A 17,553-nucleotide genomic window follows, 5' to 3' on the forward strand; every position below is an offset into this window, starting at 1 on the left:
ATTTCCGGAAGTACGAACTCGTTGGGGCGTGCCCATAGCCGACATTGCCGCGTTGGCTGCCCAAGTCGCGTGCGAGCGTCGAGGTGCCTTTTGCTAACCGACAATCCAACTTCTTATCTGTAAATGTAACCTAACGTGGACATCAGTCCTCTGGCACTCCGGCTAGGCGCATGCCTTCACAGACGCGCTCTCGTCCGGCGAGATACGTTGCATTGTCGCTTGCACTGAAGGCGCGAAAAAGACGGATAGTAAAGCTGGGATTGAGCGCAAGTCCGGCTGTTGCCACGGCCCTCGCCTCATCGCGTGTGCCAAGTAATCCCAAGGTTGCGGCCAACAAAAAATGTGTTGGTGGAAAATTTCGATTGGCATCAAGGCTTCTCCGTAGCCAGGAAATGGCCTGCACGTACTCGCCGAGGTGGATGCTCGCTGACCCAAGAATGTGGGTCCATTGGTAGGCGGCGATATCGCGCGGGGAGAGCCGAAAAGCCTCGACGACGTGAGCTTCGGACTCAGGCGCGCGACCCAAGAAGACTTTCGCCAGGCCGGTATACGCGTGTGCATCGGCGCAGTTTCGGTCAAGCCGTAATACCTGCTCAAATTCCGCTATCCCGCGAACTGCGCGGTTTGTGAAGATTTGTACGCCTCCCAAGATCAGATGGGCCCATGGATAGTCCGGAGCGAGTGAGACCGCTCTAATCGCGTTTGCTTCGGCTGCCGATAAACGCTCAACTCGGTCGTGAACTAAAACCGCGGCTCCCATAGCGAAATCGACGCGCGCCATTCCGACCAGCGCTCCGACACTCTCAGGATCAATCTTCAAGGCCCGTTCAAAGAAGTTGCGTGCTTGACTCATGTACTCGCGGGTCGCTCCCTTATATGTGCAGGCAAACCCCTGAAAGACCAAGTCAGTTGCGTCCGGATGCATCGAAAGCTGCGCGCGCCGCGCCTCGGCCTCGATGAGCTGGGAGTTGAGCGCGTTGGCGAGCAGGGAAACTATTTCGTCCTGTATATCGAACAGATCGGCGACGGGCTTGTCGAAGCGCTCGGCCCAAACGTGACTGCCAGTTTGCGCGTCAACAAGCTGAACATTCACTCGAAGTCGGTTGCCGCGGCGCTGAACTGACCCTTCAAGCACGTATCGGACGTTCAGCTCGCGACCAACTTGTCGGATGTCGATTGACTTGCCTTTGTACGAGAAGGCACTGTTTCGGGCGACGACGAATGCGCCGCGAATGCGGGATAGGTCCGTGGTCAGAGTCTCGGTCACGCCGTCGACGAAATAGTCTTGGTCGGGATCGCCACTGAGGTTAGAAAATGGTAGCACAACGATGGAGAGACGAGGCGGAGAAGATGAATGCCTAGCGATGTCAGGTGCTGTCACGATCGTGCTGAACGAGCCGCGAGTGGCGACCGCAAAGGCGCGAACGGGGCGAGAAATGTTCTTGAGCACTTGATCGCTCAGATCAACGACCTCGACATCAACCTTTCCTTGGATTTGATCGTAGACAGATAACGAGATGCATATGCCGCCGGCAGTTGCGATGCTCTCAAGCCGCGCCGCAATGTTCACGCCGTCTCCGAAGATGTCGTGTGGCTCTACAATCACGTCGCCGATATTAATGCCCACACGAAAAGCAATGCGCCTGTCTTCCGCGTCGCCAAGTGTAAGCTCGCTGACGCGGGTTTGGAATTGCAAGGCACCTCGAACCGCTTCGACCGCGCTCGGAAACTCCGCCAAGAACCCGTCCCCGGTGTTCTTCACTATGCGGCCGCCATGCTCGGCGATAGCCGGGTGGACAGCTTCCACTAGGAGCGTAGTTAGCCTAGCGTGTGTAGCCTCTTCGTCGCTATGCATGAGCCGCGAATAGCCAGCGACGTCGGCCGCCAATATCGCCAACAACCTGCGCTCGACCCGGACTGGCCTTTCCTGCACCATGGCCCGCGACCTAAACCTAGATGTGATTGTACGACAGATTGGATGGAATGCCTACGGAGGCTGATGTCACATATTGGCCTTCGCCGATGCTTGCTTCAGCCGGCAGCCGGGAGGGAAGCCGACCAAGATCAAGAGGGCGCTGGTCGGCTTTTGACCCATAAGGAACCTCGCGCGCCGCTAACTCGGTCATTCATCGTTACCAGCGATCACGCTGATCACTCCCCAAGCCCAGTCTGTCTCTTTCGGACTTGGCGAACTTTGCGCCTCAGCGCATGAGGATGCAATCCATTAGGAGAAACTTATCAACCCGTCAGGCCCGCCTTCCTCAAACCCTCAAGAAAATGTTCGCGGTCCAAAGGATCTCGGTATCTGTCCGTCCGCGACAGCACAAGGTCGAGACGGCTCAGCGGTAGCGCTTCGCCTCGCTCCCTCAATTCGCGCTCCCGTTCCCCGATAAACGCGTCTAATTCGGTCCGGGCATCGTCGAGCCTGTCGATCTGCCCATAACAGGCGGCCAGGAGGCAATGCGACCAGCGGTCGAGGGTCCGAATCTCTCGAAGTGCTTTGATGGCTTGCTCGTATTCGCGTGCCGAATAGAGGGCAAGCGCGTGGTACCAATGGTAGATATTAGGCGGTAGCGGGTTGAGACGTTTAGCTGTGTCGATCCATGTGAGCGCCTCTCGCCACCTTCCCCAGTAGACGAGAACATTGCCGAAGACGGCGGCGACGTCGGCGTCGTTGGGATTGAACCCAAGCGCGCGCTTGAAGTGGATTTCGGCCTCGTCGTCCCTCTTGAGCAGGAATAGCAATTGCCCGAAGACACCGTGAGACCAGGCATCGCTGTCGTCGATGTCGAGGGCTATCTCCACATGTCGCAGCACGCCGTCCAGCGATGACGCATCCGCGGCCTCGAGGAACACGTTGCAGACATGGGTCCAGGCCACGTTCGCGTGGGCGCGCGCATAATGGGGGTCAAGGGCCACGGCGCTGCGGAAATGATCCAGCGCGTCGGCCAGGTCTTTCCGCGTCAGACGCCGCCATCGTTCGTTACCAAGCAAGACCAGATCGTACGCGGTGATGTTCGAAGTCTGCTTGCGCTTGGCGAGGTCGCGCTCGGCGTTCTCCAGCCTGCCTGGCAGGGTCGAGACAACGGCTCGGGTGATCTCATCCTGGACTACCAAGATGTCCTCAAGCTTGCGGTCGTAGCGCTCGCCCCACAGGTGATTGCCACTTGCCGCATCAAGGAGTTGGACTGTGACCCGCACCCGTTTATCGGCCTTGCGAACGCTGCCTTCAACCAAGTATCGGACACCGAGCCGGCGGCCAACTTCATTAACATCCGTCTTGCCACGCAGCGAGAACGACGAATTGCGCGCGACCACGAACAACGATCGGAATCGCGAAAGCTCAGTGATGATGTCCTCTGCAATCCCATCGGAAAAATAGTCCTGCGCCGGATCGCCACTCATATTCTGGAATGGAAGCACAGCAATGGACGGCTTCTGCGGAAGCGATAATATCGGCAGTGGGCTCGCTGCCGCCGCCGCGCCCTGCACTCGGTACACTTTCGCCGGTCGCGCTATATTCTTCAGCTGGTGCTCGCCTCTATCCTCGAAAATCACATCAAGCTTGTCGCGCACCTGCTGATACGCGGCGTCGGAGATGTAGATGCTGCCCGGCTCGGCAATGCCTTCGAGGCGGGCGGCGATATTGACGCCATCTCCGAGGATATCGTCGCCCTCAATTAGCACGTCGCCAAGATTGATACCGATCCGGAACAACATTCGCCGATCCTCCGGAACATCGACGTTCCGTCCCGCCATGAGGTTCTGGACCACCAAGGCGCACTCGACTGCGGCCACAATGGAAGGAAACTCCACGAGAAGGCCGTCGCCCATTGTCTTGAAGATGCGACCGCCATGGCTCGCCATGATTGGGTCGATTGCCTCGCGATGTTCGCGGAGTGCCCTCGCTGTGCCGAGTTCGTCGGCACCCATGAACCGGCTATAACCGGCGATATCGGCGGCCAGGATGGCGGCTAGTCGGCGATCGATGCGACCCTGCTGAGGAGTGACCATGGCGGTGCCCCTTGTGCGGGTATTCTACACCAACCGCAGCGGCGGTGCAGGGCTCGCCAGGCTCAAGCTTGCTCTGGGGCCTAGCCTGACTGATGTGTCCTGGACTCACCCCGGCCATAGAGGTCGGCACTTGGCCCTTGGCGGACGTGCTTCCACCCATTCACGGATGTCCGATCTTGGGGGCCCAACGGACGACCGCAGCGAAGACCCGGTAAGGTCCCTGGCTTGCGAACTCTCCATTTTGTGGATAGGTAAATTTCCCTATGGGCCGGTCGGGGCCTCTATTTCGCTAAGGATTCACCGCCCCCGGGGGTGAATAGGCCTTCTGAGTGAACAGTGAAGGTTAGTGATCAGCCATCTCGTTAAGTCTCTACGCGCATGTGGAGCGGATAAGGGACGAGTGAAGTCACTACCCTTCACTGGCTCTGTAAGTGATCGTGGATGCAAAAACTATCTTGGGGCGGCGGTTCTTATGCGGGAGGGTCAAGGCTCGCGGTTTTACCGTTCGTGATGCTCTAAAAATGAGTCAGGGGTGTCTTACGATCATGGATGTCCGCTTTCGAGGCTAAAGGTACCTGCGCGATCTAGGCATATCCGCTTTTGACCCGAAGCCGACTCCCTCTATTCATGGAAAATTGAGCATTCATCGCATTCTCGGTTGATAGAGTGCCGCTACGCAACCCAAAAGTGGAACGGCGTTGTGGGCACTTTCGCCGAACCGAGAGCGTGAACTCTCTCCGCAAAAGCGCAGCGTTAGCTCTATTTGCTGCTACGAGCTTATCTGTCGTGGCTTGTTCTCCCCAGGAGGACGTTCATCTCACCTGCGCGACGACTATTTTTGTCTCGGACAAGCTTATGGTGTGTGAATAAGCGCCGAGAATGTTGACTCCCATCGGCTTCCAACCTTCGACGATAAGCAGCGCGCCGAGACCCCTTAGACCGCAAAGGCAACAGGTTTTCCCTTGTCGAAGCGTATCAGACGGTCAGGGAGATTGAACGTCGCAAAGACATGGGCCAGTTGATCCTGATCCTCTTTCAGGTGGCCCCACCCTTCGTTGTGCACGGCAAGTAGCGAGGCCTCGGGAAACGCCGCCGCCGCCTCGAGCGCGTCCTCGCTGCCCATCGTCATGTGGAACCGACCCTTTGGCTCGGCAGCACCGGTGAACAGGATCACCACCTTCGGCGAGAACCGCCGCGACACTTCCTCAGTGCCGCTAAACCATAGCGTGTCGCCGGTGATATAGAGCAGATCGCCAGGCTCTTTGACGCCGAGTGCGAAGCCGACGACGTCGCCAACATCGATACCGACCGGGCCGTGCCGTGCCGGCGTCGCGGTCACAAACAGCCGCTTGCCGTTCTTGCCCTCAAGCGTCCGGGTCTCGAACGGAGCGAACCCGAGAGCATTGCCACCCAAGCGTTCTGCGCCCGAGTTTGTCGTGTAGGTCACGCCGACATTGGGCAGCAGCGCGCGGCCGGAATTATCCAGGTTGTCGAAATGGTGGTCGTGGCTCAGGAGCACCGCATCCAGCGGCCCGACCTGGTCGACGCTAATCGCAGGACCAGACGTCTTTCTGTGAACGACCGGGCTATGCGCGCCCTTGTATTCGCCCGGGGGATCGAAGGTCGGATCGGTGAGCAATCGAATGCCATCATATTCGATTAGGACAGTCGGACCGCCGATGAGGGTCAAGGTAAGATTGGAATTCGTCATTGTCTGCCTCCTGAAAGCTTACCCCTCTAATTAGGCAGATGCGCGCCCTCGAAAAATTCGATAATCCTGCGCAATGGCTGATCAAAAACGCACAACACTCGATTGGGAAGACGTTCGGGTCTTTCTCGCAATCGCCCGCTTCGGGAGCTTGTCAGCTGCGGCGCGATCTCTGGGGATCAACCATGCGACGGTGTCGCGACGCATTCAATCCCTGGAAGCATCGCTCGGCGAAAAGCTGATAGAGCGACGACCGGACGGCTACGTGCTGACGCCGGCCGGCACGAGGGCGATCGGCCCGGCAAACGACATGGAAGCTTCGGCGGCGATCCTCAGCCGCGGCGGCGAGGACGATCGACCAAAGGGCCTCGTGCGCGTAAATGCGCCACCAAGCCTAGCGCAGGCCTTCCTCGTACGGCGACTCGCGCACCTCTCGATCGAGCACCCAGGGCTCGACATCGACGTGGCGACCGACATGCGATCGGTCAGCTTGGTGCGTCGCGAGACGGACATTGCCTTGAGGTTAGCGAGACCGGACGATGGAGACGTCATCGCCAAGCCTCTCGTGGAGCTTGGCTTTGGTTTCTACGGCACCGAAGAAAGCTGCCAAAGAATTACGGAAGGAGGCGACCCGATATTCGTTGGTTTCGACGAGGCAAACGCGCACTTACCGGAAGCGGCGTGGCTCACCCGTCATTTCCCCAACGCGCGTACGTCGTTCCGGGCATACAGCCAGATGACCCAGGCCGTCGCGGCGCGTGAGGGCGCGGGACTCGCGCTACTGCCCTACTTCGTCGGCAAGGCCGACCCCGCCCTCAAGCTCTGCGTATTGGAGCACAATCCACCGGCGCGCGGGATCTGGATGGTGACGCGCCGGCAGGACAAAAAAGACCTCCCGACGCGCGTGATAACGGATCATCTCCAGAAGATTTTCGAACGCGAGCGCGACCTCTTCGAGCGCCCGAACTGATCAGAGCACCTGCTTTGACAGGAAGCGCAGCATCAGCTCGGCGATCTCGTCGACCTTTTCATCAAGAGCAAAGTGGCCGGCGTCGAGGATATGAAGTTCGGCCTCCGGCACATCGCGCTTGTAAGCCTCGGCACCCGGGACGATGAACGAGACATCGTACTTTCCCCACAGCACCATCGTCGGCGGCTTGTGCGCGCGGAGCCAAGCCTGCCATTCGGGGTAGGACGCTACATTCGTCTGATAGTCGTAGAGGAGATCGGCCTGGATCTCCTGCTCGTCTGGCCGGGATAGAATGGCGTATTCGTCGGTCCAGGTGTCAGGATTGTAGCGCTCCGGATGCGGGCTGCCGGCGATGTGCCGCTGCCTGGCGCCTTCGAGCGACGAGAAGGCCTGGAAGATTTCCGGATGCGCCTTCGGATCAGCCCAATACTGCGCTATCCCGGCCCACTTCGGGCCGAGCCCCTCCTTATAGGCGTTGGCGTTCTGAACGACGATCGCGCTCACCCGGTCAGGATGCTGCACCAAGATGCGGAAGCCAACCGGACCGCCGTAGTCCTGCATGTAAAGGACGTAGCGACCGATGTTGAGCTGCTCGAGCAGCCGGTTCGTCGTCTCGGCAAGATGATCGAAGGTGTAGCGATACTTCGCGGGTGACGGCGCTTCGCTCTGGCCAAATCCCGGATAGTCCGGCGCGATCAAATGGTACTGGGACGCGAGCAATGGAATGAGCGTGTCGAACATCCGCGACGACGACGGAAACCCATGCAGCAAGACGATTGTCGGCGCGTCCTTCGGGCCGGCCTCCCGATAGAAGACGCTGACCCCATCAACCAGAGCATGATGATAGGTGGTGGTAGCTGAAGTTGAAGGCATGACCTGGGCCGGTGCCGCTGTGCTAAATGCAAGCATTGCGGCTATCGCGAGTGCAACGATCTTCTTCATATACTGTCTCCTTCCGACCTACACGATCTCAAATGACCTGAGCCGTGGGTCGAACTACGATCTCATTGATGTCGACCGCCGCCGGCTGCTCGATCGCGAAGGCAATCGCGCGCGACACTGCGCTCGCCGGGATGGCCTTCTTGTAGATCTCAAGCATGCGGGCGCGATCGGTGCCGGTTGTCTTGTTCTGGATGCCGGTGTCGACCGCGCCCGGCGTAACCGTCGTGACCCGAATCGCCGTTTCCGCCAGCTCGGCGCGCAAGCCTTCCGAGAAGGCGCGGATCGCGTACTTGGAGGCCGAATGCACCGCTCCGCCGGGCGAGAAAACCTTCAGGCCGTGGATCGAGCCGAGATTGATGATGTGACCGCTCTGCTGCTTCAGGAAGAGCGGCAGCACTGCCGCTACGCCCCAGAGCGTACCTTTCAGATTCAGGTCGATGGTGGTTTCCCACTCGCGAGTGTTGATCTCGGTCAGCGGCCTGATCAGCATGATCCCGGCTGCGTTGATCAGCACGTCGATCTTGCCGAAATCCGCAACGACCCGGTCGACCACGTCGCTCACGAGGTCCTTGTTGGTGACGTCGACGTAATAGCGCTGCGCAGACCCGTTCGACCGAACGATGTCGTCGACAACGGCAACCATCCGTTCCTCATTGATGTCCGCCATCGCGACCCTCGCGCCCTTGCTCGCGAGATCGCGCGCCGCCGCCGAACCGATGCCGCCCGCTCCACCAAAGATGAGAATGACCTTGCCCGTGATGTTCTCGCTCATGTCCGTTTCCTTTCGATCTTTCTTCAAGGGATAGACCGCACACCCACTCCTGGAAATTCGGAGTAACTCAGCAACGGCTGCGCAAAAATGCACAGGGCCGCGCGGAAGGATCGATCGACCTCCGCTCGGCCGCCGGAGTCACCTCCGGACCGGCGATTGCGGCGGTAGCCAGCATGGTTCCGGCCGCCAGAAAAAGCCGAGCGTGCGAATCTTGAACATTTCTTCGGTCCTTTTATTGGAAATGAGGCTCGGCCGGCTGACGCTGACCGAGCCAGTCTCGGCACTCAGGCGGACGGACCAGACAGGCCGGTCTTCTGAACGGGGCCGCGGTCGAGGTACGGGGTGATGTTGCGGGTCTTGAGCGCCCAGTCGGCGATCTCGTCCTTGCGGGCAAACCAGACGCCGGGCTTGCTGCGCGCGTAGGTGAGGAACCGGTCGAGCACGCGGACCCGGTTGGCATGACCGGAGATGCGATCGTGCAGCGCCATGACCATCATCCGGCGCTTCGTCGCGCCTTCCTCATAGAGCTGATCAAATTCGTCCTTCAGCGCCTGCTCATAGGCGGCCGGGTTGTAGCCTTCGAAGGGGTACGATACGATGTCGTTCATGTGGAAGGTGTAGGGAGCGGTGACGAAGTCGCCGCCCTTCACCGGCAGGATGAACGGCTGGTCCATGCTGGCTTCGTCCAGATAATAGGTGAAGCCCAGCTCCTTCAGGATATCGAGCGTATGCGGGCTGTTTCGGACCCAGTAGGCGCTCCAACCCTTCGGGGTCTGTCCGGTCGCGCGCTCGATGCTCTTCATGTTGTCGATGATGAACTGGCGCTCATCCGCCGGATTCATGTCGTAGCTTGCCGACCAAGTACGGCCGTGGGCGGCCGCTTCATGGCCACGCCGGACCACTTCGCGAGCAAGGGCCGGATCCTTGTCCACCGCCCGGGCGATCATGAACGCGGTGACCTTCGCGCCATGCCGGTCGAAAAGATCGAGCAGACGTGGCGTGCCCTCGTAGATGCCATACTGGAAGACGCCGTTGGTCGGCATATCCGGAAGGCCGTTGCGGATCGGCTCGGGAATGACGCCCGGTGCGCCGGAGATCGGCTGGCCACCACCTTCGTACATCAGCGACATGCTGATCGCGAGCCGCGCACCATTCGGCCAGAAGCCTCCGGCGCCGGCGGCGCCCTCAGTCACCCCAGACTGCGCTTGCGCCACAGCCGGGATCGCTGCTGCCGCGGCAATAGCGCCAGCACTCGTAAGCAATTCACGACGGTTCATCGTTCTTCTCCTGGTGAGCCCGGTCGCGAGCGGGTCCTCTCAGGACGACGCTCGCCTTTCCGGGGCGTTGTGATTGGGTGATGGGTTCAGGCGACCTGACGCTGGACGTCTTCGAGCGTCGGGTAGTCGGTGTAGCCAGCCTCGGCCCCGCCGTAGAAAGTGGGACGGTGATAGGCGTTCATCGGCGCATTGAGCCGAAGCCGCTTCACAAGGTCGGGGTTGGCGATGAACAGTCGGCCGAAAGCGACCGCGTCGGCCTTGCCGCTCAACACCGTCGCGCGCGCCGTATCGCCGACATAGCCGCCGGCAGAGATCAGTGGGCCGCCGAAGATTTCCTTCAGCTCGGCCGCGGCGTCGGGCACGTTCGGATCAAGCGCGTTGGTATCGCTGCTCTTGTCCGACCGGGGCTCGACGACGTGGATGTAGGCCAGGCCACGCTCACCGAGAGCCTTCGCCGCGAAATTCCACACCGCAAAGCCTTGGCTGTCGTGCATGTCGCCGTCGCGACCGAAGGGCGAGATACGGACCCCGACGCGATCGGCGGGCCAGACGGTCAGCACTGCGTCGACCACCTCGAGGAGGAAGCGCGCGCGGTTCTCGATCGAGCCGCCGTACCGGTCGGTGCGCTTGTTGCTACCGTCGCGCAGGAACTGGTCGATCAGATATCCGTTCGCGCCGTGGATCTCGATGCCGTCGAAGCCGGCCTTCTTCGAGTTGGCGGCGGCACGGGCGAAGTCCTCAACGATGGCGCCGATCTGCTGCTCGGTAAGCTCGCGCGGCGTCTCGAAAGGAACGACCTCGCCGGTGCGGGTCTTCGTCGTGCCGTTAATCGCGATCGCGGACGGCGCGAGCGGAGCCAAGCCGTCGGGCTGCAGTGACGAGTGCGAGAAACGGCCGGTGTACCAGAGCTGGTTGACCATGAGACCGCCCTTGGCATGTACGGCGTCGGTCACCTTCTTCCAGCCGTCGACCTGCGCCTGGGAATGGATGCCGGGGGCACCGGCATAGCCGGTTGCGGCGGGCGAGATATCGGTCGCCTCGGTGATGATGAGGCCACCGTCCGTGGCGCGCTGGCCATAGTAGATAGCGTTGATGTCCTTGGGCACATCGCCCGGCTGGCGCGACCGCAGCCGAGTGAGCGGCGGCATAACGACACGATGCTTAAGCGACAGAGCGCCGAGTCTAGTGGGGGTGAATAAGGGATCCATGGGGCAACTCCTTTCTGCCCTCCAGACGTACGTCGTAACGATATCCGCGATAAGACAGAAGAAATGAGGTTTCTGTATAACGATTTATGTTATATAGGCCCCCATGGACATCGACGCTCTGAACATCTTCATGCAGGCCTATTCCGCTGGAAGCCTCGCTGCGGCCGCCCGACGGCTGAAAATCACCCCCATGGCCGCGTCTCGCCGACTGCTTGCACTTGAGGACGAACTCGGCGTTCGGTTGATGCACCGATCGACCCGCTCGGTCTCCCTGACGGCCGAAGGTGAAGCATTTCTCTCCTACGCGACCAGTATGGTCGAAACCGCCGAGGCTGGTCGCGCAGCGCTGGCGCCAAGCGATCAGGGCGCGACCGGGCTTCTCAGGGTGACGGCAGCAGCGGCGTTCGGCCGAAAGATCATCATGCCGATCGTCCCGCGCCTGCTGGAGGAGAACCCCGCCCTATCGATCGACATCGAGATCACGGACGGCATCACCGATCTGGTCGGACGAGGCATGGATGTTGGTATCCGCATCGCGCAACTGCGCGACTCAACCCTCGTGGCTCGGCGGCTCGCTCCGAACCAACGCATCCTATGCGCCGCGCCGGCCTACATTGGGCGACACGGAACACCTCGCACCGTTGCCGACCTGGCCAATCACGACTGCATCACTCTGTCGGGAGTCAGTCATTGGCCGTTTCAGATGGGAGAAAAGGAGCGGATGATCAGGGTCGAAGGTCGATGCTCGTCAAACAGCATTGAGGGCTCACACGAAGCGTGTGTCGGGGGCGCAGGGCTGACGGTTCTATCTGACTGGGACATCAGACCCGAGGTTGAGGCTGGACGGCTGGTGCCGATCCAACTGGAAGATGGAACGCCACGCGAGCTTTCGATCTGGGCTGTTTTTCCGACCGCGCGCCAGGTCCTCCCGAAGGTACGCGTCTTTGTGGATCACCTGTTAGCGGCGCTGCGAGCGTAGAACTCCGGGCTCAACCAACGTGGTCGACCAACAGCGTACCTGCCGCGAACGGTCGATGCCGGGGTCAACCTTCGACGCCGATAAGGGCCAAATAACGCGCCGAATGACACTTATGGAAGCCGGCAAGGTCCCACCTGACGCCGCACTACGACAAAAGGCGAACGACGCTGAGATCAACCATCAGAACGCTTCGGCGACTTTCAGACGGTTGGACACACGTGAGCTTGAAGGTGAACGTGAACGTCTCATGGAGCTTGCTTGGGAATGAACGTGATTGAATTCTTAAGGAGCTTTCACCAATGGAAATCGTCGCCCGGGCGAAGACCTGTAAGATATAGCGCGCAGACCAATCGGTACACGTCGATCCGATGCGCGTCGTAAAATAGGATATCAGGGCGAGCAAAACGGACAGTCTGAGAGGCGATCGATGCGCTCTCGTACCCTCAATGGCGGCGAACGCCGCGAACCTTACCGTAGGTTCAACTCCTGCCCTTTCCGCCACTACAAAATTTCTCCTCCGACAGCAAAAAAGCGCGATAAAGGCTGTTGCGGCTAAACTCTAGGCTTGCTGTCCCGTAGCTTCGAGGATCAGCCGCGCGATTTCCTCTGGGTGCGAAATCAGCGAAAGATGGCTTGCCTTCACCTCAATCGTCTTGGCGCCCATCCGTTTGGCCATAAACCGTTCGAGGTCCGGATTGATGGTGCGGTCCTCCGTCGAGACGGCGTGGTAGCTTGGCTTCGACCGCCAGGCTGCGTTCATGATCTTGCCGGCGAGCAGCGCCTTGTGGAATTATCAGCGGCTGTTGAATTACGCGCGCCGGAGAGGCCTTTAGGCGCGCCTTCGTTCCATGCCCTGGATGATCTCCCGGATGAGGACACTATAGGGACGCCATTCCTAGCGCCGCTCATAAAACACTGATGCAACTGCGGAAATTCGAGGTTTAGGTTCGGCGGCCTCTCCCACAAGGGAGAGGCAAAACAGTACCGACGTGACCAACCTACGGATTGCTGAGGCAAAGTCGTCTTAATGGGGAGTGCGAATTCGCTTAGTTCTCGGTCGAGGTCTACCGCTGTTCAACCCTGGTGCGCCACAGGGTATCGAAAGTACTCGGATGAGTCGGAGTCCATTCTTCTGAACCGCTCGGATCGCCAGCTTTCTCCACGACGGCGCTTGCAAGTTCCTTTTTGGGACGAGGTTGCGTCGAAACCTGCACAGGCCATTCCAACAATGATTTTGACAGCATGGGCCGGCCTTCATACCAGCATTTTCGTCCGTCGATGAGGCGCCAAGACCAATACTCGCGCGGACTCGGTGGCATCGCGGCGTTGCATCGTTGTTTCGCCTGCGTGCTTGGCATTCCAATCAATAAAAACGAAGTGATGCAAAGGGCCAAAGAGATTGTTGGAAATTGTTTCGTCATCTGAACACTCAGAGACTACTTCGTTGCTGCAATCGGCTCACAGCAACTACGAGATCGGGCCGCTCAAAAACCTCCACCAGCCTGTCAAGAATGCGCTCATTGTCATGGGGACAGGGCTCGAGGTATTCGTTCAGTATGCGTTGGGCCTCACTGACGGCTTGAAGAGCAAGTTGTTGATCGGTCATAACTTCTTACCCATTCGATTGGTGGGAGATCGCGAGATCAAAGAAGGATAGAGGATCAAGTCGTCTTTTGGACTTATCCCATCAAATTTTATTTCAATGGGGCGGAGATCTAGAACAGTGCTCTGAGGGTTGTGATCTTAGGGGCAGCGCGCCACCAGGGCGCTCGTGGCCCTTAGGCCGCTGACACAATAAACTCGGCCAAAAGCGGTCGGGGGGAACGCGGGTAGCGCTCCAGCGACTCGAACCCTCGACGCCCAGGGTGCGTCGAACTCGAACGTCACGTGCTCTCGCGCGGTTTGTCGGCGCCACTATTTGGAAACGCCTGCTAAGCAATTGAGATTACTAGAGACGAATTCGGCGATTATTTCCAAATGCGCTTTGAAATTATTGGATGATCAAACTGATTTTGATTCCGCCATTCTGGATTTGCTCGGGCTGCGCGTCGGTGCAGAAACTCCAAGAGTTCGCGGCAACTTCAATTGTTCATTTGGAAGCCAAGCATTTCCAAAGGCGCCACTCCACCGGCAACGTTGAGCAGACCTGGCATTTCATCAGGCGCAAAGACCAGCGATTTCAAGTGTTTTTCAATCAGCGATTTTGTCGAAGCGTGCCCAGCAGGCGGGCGACAAAAGGTGCCCGGTCTGCTCACTAACGTCTACCTAAACGAACTGGCTGACGCCGTCAGATGGTTGCCGCGTTCCAACCTGCGCACGAACAAAATGTGGACGTATCTGGTGCGGGTTCTGGTGCGGTCGTCGCGCTACTGGCAACGAGAACTTAGCCGCGCAACGCCAACGGGGGGCACCGATGACTTCGTCTCTTATTGCCTTTCCGAGAATTTGGGGAGCCCAGTCCAAGACCTTCATAGGGTTCATTGCATATCCGCATCTGCGGCCGGTTTGTTCCTCGCCGATGTAGATCGCGAATAAACCTGGCGGGTCCGAAATTGTCGTTAATGCCGCGCCAGACGCCTCTATCCCGCAGGGCCTTCGTTTTCGCGCGAGGTGGCCCCGATCCGAAGGGTCTTCTCCAGAATCAGGAGTCTAGGCCTTCCTGACGTATCGCTGCGGCGAGGACCGCCTTGCGCGGCTTGATGGAGGATGAAGACATAGGCGTATGACTGACCATATGCCTATGCCGAAAGTTTCCCGGCTTGAAGTCGTCTCGACGGGCGCTCGACGCCGTTGGACATTGGAAGAAAAGCAGCGGATCGTCACCGAGAGCTATGGCGGGCCACGTCTGGTGTCGGTGACGGCACGACGCAACGGGCTGTCGACAAGCCAATTGTTCACATGGCGTCGGTTGGCGCGCGAAGGCAAGCTGAGCGGGGATGGCGCGCCGGCGCTCGTTCCGGTTGAGATCACGCCAGTGGCGGCACCGGTATCGATCAGCGCACCGCAACCGACGTCTTCGGCCCCTGCGCAGCGCGCAAGGGTCGGAATCATCGAGATCGAACTTGGGGGCGGGTGTCGCGTTCGGGTTGACCGTGACGTCGACGGCGAAGCGCTGCAGCGAGTTCTTGAGCTCTTGCGACGACGATGATTCCGATTCCGAGCGGCGTCAGAGTCTGGATCGCGACCGGCCACACCGATATGCGCCGCGGCATGCGAAGCCTGGCGCTTACGGTTCAGGAGAGCCTGAAGCGCGATCCCCATGCCGGCGATCTCTACATCTTCCGGGGCCGCAGCGGCGATCTGGTCAAGATTCTCTGGCATGATGGGTTGGGCATGTCGCTCTATGCCAAGCGCCTGGACCGAGGCAAGTTCATCTGGCCTTCGGCGTCGGACGGCGCGGTATCGATCTCGGCGGCGCAGATGGCTTATATGCTAGAGGGCATCGACTGGCGGAATCCGCAGCTGAGCTGGCGGCCGCAGAGCGCGGGCTGAGCGCAGAATCTGTAGCTTCTTGCATTTTGGGGAGTCCCACCGCGTCCAATCTGTGATTCAGTGCGTCGCATGAATGCTGATCGCGACGCTGTTCCGGATGACGTTGCCGCCCTGAAAGAGGCGCTGGCAGCCGAGCGCGCGAAGGGTTTGGAGATCGCAGCCGAGCTCGCGGTCGCCCGCGCGAAAGCGTCGGAAGACGAGGCGCTGATCGCACAGCAGCAGCTGCAGATCGCCAGGCTGAAGCATCAGATCTATGGGCAACGGTCAGAACGTTCGGCGCGGCTGATCGAGCAGTTGGCGCTGACGTTCGAAGAGCTGGAAGCCGACGCCACCGAGGACGAGCTTGCGGCGGAACGAGCCGTGGCGAAGACGACGACGGTGCGGGGATTTACGCGCAAGCGCGCCGAGCGCCAGACCTTCCCCGAGCACCTTCCCCGGGAGCGGGTGGTGATCGATGGGCCTACGGCTTGTGAATGCTGCGGCAGCAATCGCCTGCGCAAGCTCGGCGAGGACGTGACGCGGACGCTGGAAGTGGTGCCGCGCCAGTGGAAGGTGATCGAGACGGTCCGGGAGAAGTTCTCCTGCCGCGACTGCGAGAAGATCAGCCAGGCGCCGGCGCCGTTCCATGCCATTCCCCGGGGATGGGCTGGCCCGAGCCTCCTGGCCATGATCATGTTCGAGAAGTTCGGTCAGCATCAGCCGCTAAACCGCCAGGCCGAGCGCTACGCTCTGGAAGGCGTGCCGATCGCACTGTCGACCATGGCGGACGCCGTCGGGGCGGTCTGTGCGTCGCTGGATCCCCTGCTGCGTCTGGTGGAAGCCCATGTGATGGCGGCCGAGCGGCTTCATGCCGATGATACGACGGTGCCGTGCTGGCCAAGGGCAAGACCGATACGGGCCGGTGCTGGATCTACGTCCGGGACGACCGGCCGTTTGGGGCCCGCCGGCGGCAATGTTCCATTACTCACGCGACCGCAAGGGCGAGCATCCGCAGGGGCATCTGGCCCGGTATGCCGGCATCCTGCAGGCCGACGCCTATGACGGGTACAACCAGCTCTATCTGGCCGGGCGCCAGCCCGGGCCGATCCGGGAGGCTGCCTGCTGGTCGCATGGAAGGCGCCCGTTCTTTGCCATGGCCGACATCGAAGAGAATGCGCGGCGCAAGGGCACCGGAAAGAAGGAAATCCCGCTCTCTCCGATCGCCATCGAGGTCGTGCGGCGGATCGATGCGCTGTTCGAGATCGAACGCTCCATCGATGGCAAGAGCGCCGAGGAGCGTCTTCAGGTGCGACAGACGCTGAGCCGGCCTCTGGTCGAGGACCTTCAGGTCTACATGCGCGAACAGCTCGCCAAACTGTCTCGTGGTCACGACCTGGCCAAGGCGTTCAACTACATCCTGAAGCGATGGGTGAGCTTCACGCTGTTCCTGGAAGATGGACGCGTGTGTCTCTCCAACAATGCCGCCGAACGGGGCTTGCGAGGCATCGCTCTTGGACGGAAGTCCTGGCTGTTCTGCGGATCTGATCGCGGAGGGCGGCGCGCCGCAGCTATGTACAGCCTCATCGTCACGGCAAAAATGAACGGCATCGACCCGCAGGCCTGGCTCACCGATATCCTCGCCCGCATCGCCGCCCATCCGGCTCATCGGCTGGACGAACTTCGGCCCTGGAATTGGACGCCGGCATCAGCACTGTGCGCTCGAGCGGCATGACTACGCACGTCAACAAGGTCCATCACGTCACCACCATTACCCAGGTCGCGAAAGACCTCGGCGAAGATGAAGATTGGCTGTGGGACATCGCCAACGAAATGGAAATCGAGGACGGCGTCATCTGGGTTTATGGCGTCGGAGAAGACGGCGTCCAGGCGTTCACCGACTTCGGAATCGAAAACCTCATCGAGCTGATTAGGTTCTACAAAGAGAACCCTGGACTGCTCAGGCGGTAACCCTGCGGCCTACACCGAATGGATACGAAACTGGCCGCACATCATCGGACATTGGCGGATGAGGTCGAGTGGACCATAGGCGCATCTAAAACGGGTTGCCCCGCACAACGAAAATTTATGACACTGAAAGCTGATTTATCCGGGGTTCTCCGGATAGCCGATAAAGAGTTCCTTAAAGTGGCCCTGCGATCCTCGGCGATGGATCGAAACGAACCACATGAATGGTTCATGCCGGCACTCAGGC

General features: G+C 59.9%; 13 protein-coding genes and 2 pseudogenes. 6 read left to right on the top strand and 9 right to left on the bottom strand.

Features of this window, described 5'->3' with window-relative positions; all coding sequences use genetic code 11:
• Positions 1-142: 142 nt before the first annotated feature.
• The 3 genes from CI41S_RS37220 to CI41S_RS37230 form a co-directional block, all read right to left on the bottom strand.
• Positions 143-1,936, bottom strand: coding sequence for an adenylate/guanylate cyclase domain-containing protein (locus tag CI41S_RS37220; RefSeq protein WP_139864014.1), 1,794 nt, complete (start codon positions 1,934-1,936; stop codon positions 143-145).
• A 302-nt stretch (positions 1,937-2,238) separates the two neighbouring features.
• Positions 2,239-4,014 carry an adenylate/guanylate cyclase domain-containing protein gene (locus tag CI41S_RS37225; RefSeq protein WP_139864016.1) on the bottom strand — a complete coding sequence of 592 codons (1,776 nt, stop codon included), beginning with the start codon at positions 4,012-4,014 and terminating at the stop codon, positions 2,239-2,241.
• Positions 4,015-4,948: 934 nt separating this feature from the next.
• Positions 4,949-5,725: an MBL fold metallo-hydrolase gene (locus CI41S_RS37230; protein WP_139864017.1), complete on the bottom strand. Its 777-nt coding sequence runs from the start codon at positions 5,723-5,725 to the stop codon at positions 4,949-4,951.
• Between the two features lie 73 nt (positions 5,726-5,798).
• Between CI41S_RS37230 and CI41S_RS37235 the strand changes: the two genes are divergently transcribed.
• Complete coding sequence (locus tag CI41S_RS37235) at positions 5,799-6,692, top strand: LysR family transcriptional regulator (protein WP_139864018.1); 894 nt, start codon at positions 5,799-5,801, stop codon at positions 6,690-6,692.
• On the opposite strand, the gene CI41S_RS37240 is transcribed toward CI41S_RS37235, so the two are convergent.
• The 4 genes from CI41S_RS37240 to CI41S_RS37255 all read right to left on the bottom strand — a co-directional run bounded on the left by CI41S_RS37240 (position 6,693) and on the right by CI41S_RS37255 (position 10,891).
• The gene (locus CI41S_RS37240; protein WP_139864019.1) at positions 6,693-7,634 is read right to left on the bottom strand and encodes an alpha/beta fold hydrolase; all 942 of its coding nucleotides are present in this window, start codon (positions 7,632-7,634) and stop codon (positions 6,693-6,695) included.
• A 28-nt stretch (positions 7,635-7,662) separates the two neighbouring features.
• Positions 7,663-8,406: an SDR family oxidoreductase gene (locus CI41S_RS37245; protein WP_139864020.1), complete on the bottom strand. Its 744-nt coding sequence runs from the start codon at positions 8,404-8,406 to the stop codon at positions 7,663-7,665.
• Positions 8,407-8,690: 284 nt separating this feature from the next.
• A complete protein-coding gene (locus CI41S_RS37250; RefSeq protein ID WP_139864022.1) occupies positions 8,691-9,683 on the bottom strand; it encodes a polysaccharide deacetylase family protein in 993 nt (330 codons plus the stop codon).
• 86 nt (positions 9,684-9,769) lie between these two features.
• On the bottom strand, positions 9,770-10,891 hold the full coding sequence (locus tag CI41S_RS37255) for an alkene reductase (RefSeq protein ID WP_139864024.1): 1,122 nt from the start codon (positions 10,889-10,891) through the stop codon (positions 9,770-9,772).
• A gap of 103 nt (positions 10,892-10,994) precedes the next feature.
• On the opposite strand from CI41S_RS37255, the gene CI41S_RS37260 reads away from it, so the two are divergent.
• Positions 10,995-11,870: a LysR family transcriptional regulator gene (locus tag CI41S_RS37260; RefSeq protein ID WP_139864025.1), complete on the top strand. Its 876-nt coding sequence runs from the start codon at positions 10,995-10,997 to the stop codon at positions 11,868-11,870.
• A gap of 559 nt (positions 11,871-12,429) precedes the next feature.
• Here CI41S_RS37260 and CI41S_RS37265 read toward each other — a convergent pair.
• Both CI41S_RS37265 and CI41S_RS37270 read right to left on the bottom strand, forming a co-directional pair.
• Positions 12,430-12,660, bottom strand: a pseudogene (locus CI41S_RS37265) (alpha/beta hydrolase); the annotation flags it as partial.
• Between the two features lie 274 nt (positions 12,661-12,934).
• The gene (locus tag CI41S_RS37270) at positions 12,935-13,291 is read right to left on the bottom strand and encodes a hypothetical protein (RefSeq protein ID WP_139864026.1); all 357 of its coding nucleotides are present in this window, start codon (positions 13,289-13,291) and stop codon (positions 12,935-12,937) included.
• A 1,301-nt stretch (positions 13,292-14,592) separates the two neighbouring features.
• Here CI41S_RS37270 and tnpA point away from each other — a divergent pair.
• From tnpA to CI41S_RS37290, 4 genes and pseudogenes are all read left to right on the top strand, one after another.
• Positions 14,593-15,018, top strand: a complete 426-nt coding sequence (gene tnpA, locus CI41S_RS37275; RefSeq protein ID WP_210242730.1) for an IS66-like element accessory protein TnpA — start codon at positions 14,593-14,595, stop codon at positions 15,016-15,018.
• Positions 15,015-15,362 (top strand): IS66 family insertion sequence element accessory protein TnpB, encoded by a 348-nt coding sequence (gene tnpB, locus CI41S_RS37280; RefSeq protein ID WP_139864027.1) that lies wholly within the window; start codon positions 15,015-15,017, stop codon positions 15,360-15,362. The genes tnpA and tnpB overlap by 4 nt, the downstream gene beginning before the upstream one ends.
• A 69-nt stretch (positions 15,363-15,431) precedes the next feature.
• Positions 15,432-17,073 (top strand): annotated as a pseudogene (gene tnpC / locus CI41S_RS37285) (IS66 family transposase).
• Positions 17,070-17,309, top strand: a complete 240-nt coding sequence (locus CI41S_RS37290; protein WP_139864028.1) for a hypothetical protein — start codon at positions 17,070-17,072, stop codon at positions 17,307-17,309. Before tnpC ends, CI41S_RS37290 begins: the two are co-directional and overlap by 4 nt.
• Positions 17,310-17,553: the final 244 nt, after the last annotated feature.

The sequence above is a fragment of the Bradyrhizobium ivorense genome, assembly GCF_900696085.1.
GTDB lineage: Bacteria > Pseudomonadota > Alphaproteobacteria > Rhizobiales > Xanthobacteraceae > Bradyrhizobium > Bradyrhizobium ivorense.

Bases quoted from the DNA above. Each gene is read 5' to 3' on its own strand.
- CI41S_RS37220 (WP_139864014.1), bottom strand. From the start codon at position 1,936: ATGGTGCAGGAAAGGCCAGTCCGGGTCGAGCGCAGGTTGTTGGCGATA.
- CI41S_RS37225 (WP_139864016.1), bottom strand. From the start codon at position 4,014: ATGGTCACTCCTCAGCAGGGTCGCATCGATCGCCGACTAGCCGCCATC.
- CI41S_RS37230 (WP_139864017.1), bottom strand. From the start codon at position 5,725: ATGACGAATTCCAATCTTACCTTGACCCTCATCGGCGGTCCGACTGTC.
- CI41S_RS37235 (WP_139864018.1), top strand. From the start codon at position 5,799: ATGGCTGATCAAAAACGCACAACACTCGATTGGGAAGACGTTCGGGTC.
- CI41S_RS37240 (WP_139864019.1), bottom strand. From the start codon at position 7,634: ATGAAGAAGATCGTTGCACTCGCGATAGCCGCAATGCTTGCATTTAGC.
- CI41S_RS37245 (WP_139864020.1), bottom strand. From the start codon at position 8,406: ATGAGCGAGAACATCACGGGCAAGGTCATTCTCATCTTTGGTGGAGCG.
- CI41S_RS37250 (WP_139864022.1), bottom strand. From the start codon at position 9,683: ATGAACCGTCGTGAATTGCTTACGAGTGCTGGCGCTATTGCCGCGGCA.
- CI41S_RS37255 (WP_139864024.1), bottom strand. From the start codon at position 10,891: ATGGATCCCTTATTCACCCCCACTAGACTCGGCGCTCTGTCGCTTAAG.
- CI41S_RS37260 (WP_139864025.1), top strand. From the start codon at position 10,995: ATGGACATCGACGCTCTGAACATCTTCATGCAGGCCTATTCCGCTGGA.
- CI41S_RS37270 (WP_139864026.1), bottom strand. From the start codon at position 13,291: ATGACGAAACAATTTCCAACAATCTCTTTGGCCCTTTGCATCACTTCG.
- tnpA (WP_210242730.1), top strand. From the start codon at position 14,593: ATGACTGACCATATGCCTATGCCGAAAGTTTCCCGGCTTGAAGTCGTC.
- tnpB (WP_139864027.1), top strand. From the start codon at position 15,015: ATGATTCCGATTCCGAGCGGCGTCAGAGTCTGGATCGCGACCGGCCAC.
- CI41S_RS37290 (WP_139864028.1), top strand. From the start codon at position 17,070: ATGACTACGCACGTCAACAAGGTCCATCACGTCACCACCATTACCCAG.